Here is a 5,302-nt window from a genome sequence, read left to right as displayed (position 1 = left end):
GGGGGGTGGGGGGTGGGCGACAACCACCCCCCCCCCCCCCCCCCCCCCTCTCCCCCCCCCCCCCCCCCCCCCCCCCCCCCCCCCCCCCCCACGCCGTCGACCGAGACGGCACCGGCGGCCAGCGGGTGCAGCCCGAGGACGGTGCGCAGCAGCGTCGTCTTGCCGGAGCCGTTCGCTCCGGTCAACGCCACGTGCTCGCCGGCGTCGACGGCGAGGTCCACCGAGTGGACCACCGTGCGTCGGCCGTACCGGCAGGTCACGCCGCTGAAGGTGACGGGAGCACCGCCGGCCGGTCGCGCCACTGCCGAGGCGGCGGTGGCTGATGGTCGGGTCATCGGGGCGATCCGGCGGTGAGCTGCTCCCGCAGCCACCGCTTGTCCACCTTGCCGGCCGGCGACAGGGGCAACGCGTCGAAGATCCGCAGGTGCTCCGGCAACTTGGCACGTTCCAGGCCGTGCGTCTCGGTCAGGTAGCTGGTGAGTTCGTCGAGGGTTGGTGCGGACGCCCCGTCGCGCAGTGCCAGGCAGGCTGCCATCCGTTCACCCATCAACCGGTCCGGTACTCCCACACAGGCGACCTGACGCACCGCCGGGTGCTGTGCCAGGAGCAGCTCCACCTCGACCGGTGAGAGGTTGCGCCCACCCCGGATGACGATCTCGTTGCGCCGGCCGACCACATGGAGGAAGCCGTCCGGGTCGATCCGACCGAGATCACCGGTGCGCACCCAGCCGCCGTCGGTGCGGTACCGGGCGTCGAACTCGGCGTCGACGTAGCAGTGCGGGCTCATCGGCCCGAGCCCCCAGATCTCGCCGACGGCGCCCGTTGTGACGTCGCGGCCGTCCTCGCCGACGATCCGGACCGCCGCGACCGCCGGGTTGGGCCGGCCGACCGCGTCGTGCACCGCGGCCGGTGAAGCGGCCGGGTCGGTGGTGCAGTTGACCCCGTCCGCCGAGCCGTAGCAGTTGACGTAGGCGCAGCCGAACCGGTCCCGGCAGGCGGCCACCGTCGCCGGGTCGACCCGGGAACCGCCAGCCACTACGGCCCGCAGCGTCGAGGTGTCCACGTCGGCTACGGCGGGATGGTCCAGCATCATGGTGAACATCGTCGGCACCCCGAACACCAGGTGCGGGCCGTGCCGGTCGATCAGGTCGAGCGCCCCGGCGGCGTCGAACCGGGACTGCACCAGCAGGGTCCCGCCGAACCGTGCCACGGTCACCGCCGACCCGGACGACCCGAACGACGACGCCAGCGGCACCAGGAACAGGTTACGCATCGGACCGGGCCCGGTGTGCAGCGCGCCGATGAACGTGCCCCGGCCGCCGGCAAGGGCCTCGTGTGAATAGACGATCATCTTTGGGGCGGCCTCGGAGCCGGAGGAGACCAGGATCCGAGCGGGGGCGTCCGGCGCCACCGGCGGCCGGTGCGACAACGCGGTGCCGTCGACGGCCAGGCTTTCCAGACTGTCCGGGCCACCGGTCCCGGCCACCAGCACGATGCGCAGGTCCGGCAGGTCATCGCGCAGCCCGGCGAGCACATCGGCGTACCCGACGTCGCCGAACTTGTGGGCCACCACGACGGCGGCGGCGCGGGACCGGCGCAGCAGGGTCAGGGTGTCCCGGCGGCCCCGACCGATCGGGTACGGCAGCACGACCGCCCCGATCGCGGCTGCGGCGAGGTCCACTGCCACCGCCCGCCAGCTGTTGGGCAACTGGACGGCGATCACCTCGCCCGGCCGGACGCCGGCGGTGTGCAGCGCGCCGGCCAGTCGGTTCACCCGGTCGGCGAGCTCCGCGTACGAGTGGGTGCCGTCGTCGTCGATCACCGCTGCCCGATCCGGCGCGGCGGCGACCTGTCGGGTGAACAAGGTGTACAGGTCGGCGTCGGGGTAGTAGCCGGCATGGCGCCACCAGCGGCGCAGCTCGGCGGGGACCAGGTCGGTGGCGGTCAGCACGGTCACCGGAAGAACCTCCAGGGGGGTGTGACGAAGGCGCAGCCGTCGATGTCGAGCAGCGCTGCCAAGGTGGGGTCGGCGGCGAGCAGGCCGGGCTCCGGGCAGACCGGCACCGCGGCGACGCCGCCGGCCCGCAGCTGCCCGACGGCGTCGGCGACCGGTAGCTCGGCCAACCGGTCGAGCGCACCGGCCAGGCCGGCCCCGCCGGTGATCCGGGCCAGCGACGTGGCCGTGGTGCCCTCGGGTACGGCGAGGTGCCCCCCGGCCGCCGGCAGCGGGCCGTCGAGCGGACCCCCGCGCGGGTGGGCCGGCTGCTCACCGCGCAGTACCGGTCCCTGCAGCACACCGGCGGCCGACAGCAGACTGCTGTCCACCCGTTGGCCCCGGCCGTCGCGGTGCCCGGCGACGAGTCCGGCGAGGACACCCTGGGCGGCGACCAGCCCACCGAGCACGTCCAGCATGGTCATCAGCGAACCTGCCGGAGGCTCACCGGCCGGCCGCAGCTGGGCGCCGAGCCCGGCGTACGCCTGCACCATGAAGTCGGTGCCCGGGGGCGGATCCGATCCGCGCGCGTCACCCCAGCCGGAGGCGTACGTGTACACCAGCCGTGGGTTGGCCGCCCACAGGTCACCGGCGTCCAGCCCCAGCCGCGCGGCCTTGCCCGGTGCCCAGTTGTGCAGGAACGCGTCGGCGGACGTGGCCAGCTCCCGGACCGTGGCCCGGCCGTCCGGGCTGCGCAGGTCGGCCTCGACGATCCGCTTGCCCCGGTTGAGCGCCAGAAACCGGGCCGAGCAGTCACCCACCATCGGCGGCATCCCCCGTAGCGGATCGCCGCCGGCCGGTTCGATCCGGATCACCTCGGCACCGAGCAGCCGCAGCACCTGCCCGGCGAGTGGCCCCTGGATCCGTCGACCTGCCTCGACCACGCGCAGGCCGGTCAACGGTCCGCCCCCGGTGCCCCCGGCGGCACCGCCTGAGTCGACGCCGACGGCTCGGCGCTGCGGTCCAGCCGCGATCGTCCAGGGTGGTGTGTCGGCTCCCGGCAGGTAGTTGTCGCGGCTCCGGTCGGCATGGCCCCGTACCGGCTGGACCGCTACCCCGGCGGCTCCGGCCAACTCCTGCAACCGGGCCAACGGCACGGCGGCGACGGCGGCGTGCAGCTGCGCCGGCAGCGGAGCGGTCGCAGTCGCGTAGCGCAGCACGAAGGCCCGCCACGCGCGGGCCGCGACGGACGGCTCGACACCGAGACCGGTCCACAACTGATGCCACGGTGCCGGATCGAGGGTCTCCAACTCCACCCACACCCCGTCGGCGCAGACGAACGGGGGCGGCGAGCCAGCCGCGGTCGGTGCCTCGACGTACTCCGGATCGTCGGCACTGCCGGCGGCAAGGTACTGCGACACGGTCAGCAGCGCCGCCCCGGCCACCGGCACCCGCACGCTCTCAGGCGCCGGGCCACCGCGCAACCCGGCCAGTAGCGCGGCCAGCACCCCCTGCCCGGCGACCACCGCGGCGGCGGTGCCGACGTAGTCCAGGCTGATCCGTGCCGGCCCGCCCCGGGCCCGGCCGTGCACCGCCATCAGACCGTACCGGGCCTGAGCCGTCACCTCGTCCAACTCGGCCGGCCGCCCGGCGCCACCGGCCGGGTCCGCTGGCTCCGTCCAGTCCAGCTCGATCGGCAGCTGCGCCTCGTCCGGCCCAATCAGCCGCAGCGGCCCGGCGTCGCTGACCCGGTCGGCACCGAGTTCGACGAGGTGACGGGCGAGTACCCGGTGCGCGGCGGTGCCCCCAGCGCCGGCCAGCCGGTGACCGGCCAGCGGACCGGCCGGAACTGGAACGCCCTGCGGTCCGACTACGGTACGGGTGCCTTCGGCATCAACTGTCACGTCTGCTGTAGTCGCATGGGTCGTCTGTCCAGTTCCCGGGCGCTGCGATTTCCAGCTGTCCGATCACGATGGTGCGTTTGGGAGGTTCGCCGTGCATGTCCTTCAGCCTCAGGTGGCGGAGTTCGTCCGCAGCCAGGTGATTCCCGCCGAGGCCGCGCTCGCGGCCGGCGGTGAGCAGGGCCGGGCAGCGCTGGGCGCGCTGCAGCAGCGGGCCCGTGCCGCCGCGCTGTGGGCGATCCCGTTGCCGGTGGCACTCGGCGGGCAGGGGCTGGGACTGACCGACTACGCGGGGATCGCCGAGGCCGAGGGGTACAGCGACTACGGCCCGGTGGCGCTCGGCTCCGATTCGCTTCTCGACGCCACGATGCTGGACACCTACGCGACGGCGGCGGTGCGTGACCGGTACCTGGGCCCGATGGTCGCCGGCAGATGCCCACCCAGCTTCGCGATGACCGAGCCGCAGGTGCCCGGGACCGACCCCGCGGCCCTGCGGACCAGTGCTGTCCGCGACGGCGACGACTGGGTGATCACCGGCCGGAAGTGGTTCACCAGTCGGGCCGCGGACGCCGGCTTCACCACCGTCGTTTGCCGAACCGGACCGGGGTCGGCCGACGACGACCCGACCGGTCGGAGCTCCCTCAGCCTGCTTCTGGTGCCGACCACCGCACCCGGCTACCGGATCGTCCGTCAGCTGCCGGTGCTCGGCGCCGGTGGGCAGTACGAGATCGCCTTGGACGGGGTCCGGGTGCCTGGCGACCACCTGATCGGCGCCGCCGGGGCCGGCCTGCGGATCGTCGCCGGCCGGCTGTCGCTCGGACGTACCCTGCGGTGCCTGCGGTGGCTCGGCCAGACCGCGCGAGCCTTCGACCTGATGTGCCGACGGCTGACCGGGCGCCAGGTCGGTACGGCGGTACTCGCGGACAAGCAGCTGCTGCACGGCTACGTCTTCGACAGCCACGCGGAGCTGGCCGCCGCCCGAGCTCTCACCCGGGCCGCCGTCGCGGCTCTCGCCGCCGGGGGCGACGCGCGGACCGCCACCGGCACCGCGAAGGTCGTCGCCGCCCGGGCGTTCCATGCCGTCGTCGACCGCGCCGTGCAGGTGTACGGGGCCGAGGGGCTCACCGACGACACCCCGCTGGCCATGCTGTTGCGCGCCGCCCGGGCGGCGCGGATCCTCGACGGCCCGGACGAGTTGCACGTCACCACCGTCGCCACCCGGCTGCTCGCCGACTACCAGGCGACCAACGGTGGCGTGGCGGACTGCGCGGCCAGCGCCGCGGCCAGGAAGTAACTGCCCCAGACGACCTCGTGCCGGGGCGCGACGGCCCTGTCCAGGTCGTAGCATCCGTCGCGTAACGTGCCGTCGGCGGCCAGGTGACCGGTGACGAGGGCAGCGGTCGTCGCGGTGGCGGCCGACCGGTAGCGGGCCGCCCACGGCGCGGGCCGTCCGCCGAGTGTCCACAGC

The 5,302-nt window shown here is 74.6% G+C and carries 5 protein-coding genes; 1 reads left to right on the top strand and 4 read right to left on the bottom strand.

Annotated features, from left to right (window positions below; genetic code table 11):
• The 3 genes from ACXAHD_RS31390 to ACXAHD_RS31380 form a co-directional block, all read right to left on the bottom strand.
• Positions 1 to 335: ATP-binding cassette domain-containing protein (locus tag ACXAHD_RS31390; RefSeq protein WP_475055054.1), on the bottom strand; the 335-nt coding region annotated here is incomplete at its 3' end.
• Positions 332 to 1,957 carry a class I adenylate-forming enzyme family protein gene (locus ACXAHD_RS31385; RefSeq protein WP_281554265.1) on the bottom strand — a complete coding sequence of 542 codons (1,626 nt, stop codon included), beginning with the start codon at positions 1,955 to 1,957 and terminating at the stop codon, positions 332 to 334. The genes ACXAHD_RS31385 and ACXAHD_RS31390, both read right to left, overlap by 4 nt.
• On the bottom strand, positions 1,954 to 3,837 hold the full coding sequence (locus ACXAHD_RS31380) for a CoA transferase (protein ID WP_281554266.1): 1,884 nt from the start codon (positions 3,835 to 3,837) through the stop codon (positions 1,954 to 1,956). The genes ACXAHD_RS31385 and ACXAHD_RS31380 overlap by 4 nt, the downstream gene beginning before the upstream one ends.
• Before the next feature lie 91 nt (positions 3,838 to 3,928).
• Between ACXAHD_RS31380 and ACXAHD_RS31375 the strand changes: the two genes are divergently transcribed.
• Positions 3,929 to 5,128 carry an acyl-CoA dehydrogenase family protein gene (locus ACXAHD_RS31375; RefSeq protein ID WP_281554267.1) on the top strand — a complete coding sequence of 400 codons (1,200 nt, stop codon included), beginning with the start codon at positions 3,929 to 3,931 and terminating at the stop codon, positions 5,126 to 5,128.
• On the opposite strand, the gene ACXAHD_RS31370 is transcribed toward ACXAHD_RS31375, so the two are convergent.
• Positions 5,068 to 5,302 (bottom strand): hypothetical protein (locus ACXAHD_RS31370; protein ID WP_475055053.1); only part of this gene is annotated, 235 nt, incomplete at its 5' end. The genes ACXAHD_RS31375 and ACXAHD_RS31370 overlap by 61 nt on opposite strands.

Source organism: Micromonospora sp. ABR4_055, assembly GCF_056160425.1.
Note: the sequence above shows the minus strand (reverse complement) of the source record. Positions and strands in the feature narration are given on the sequence as shown.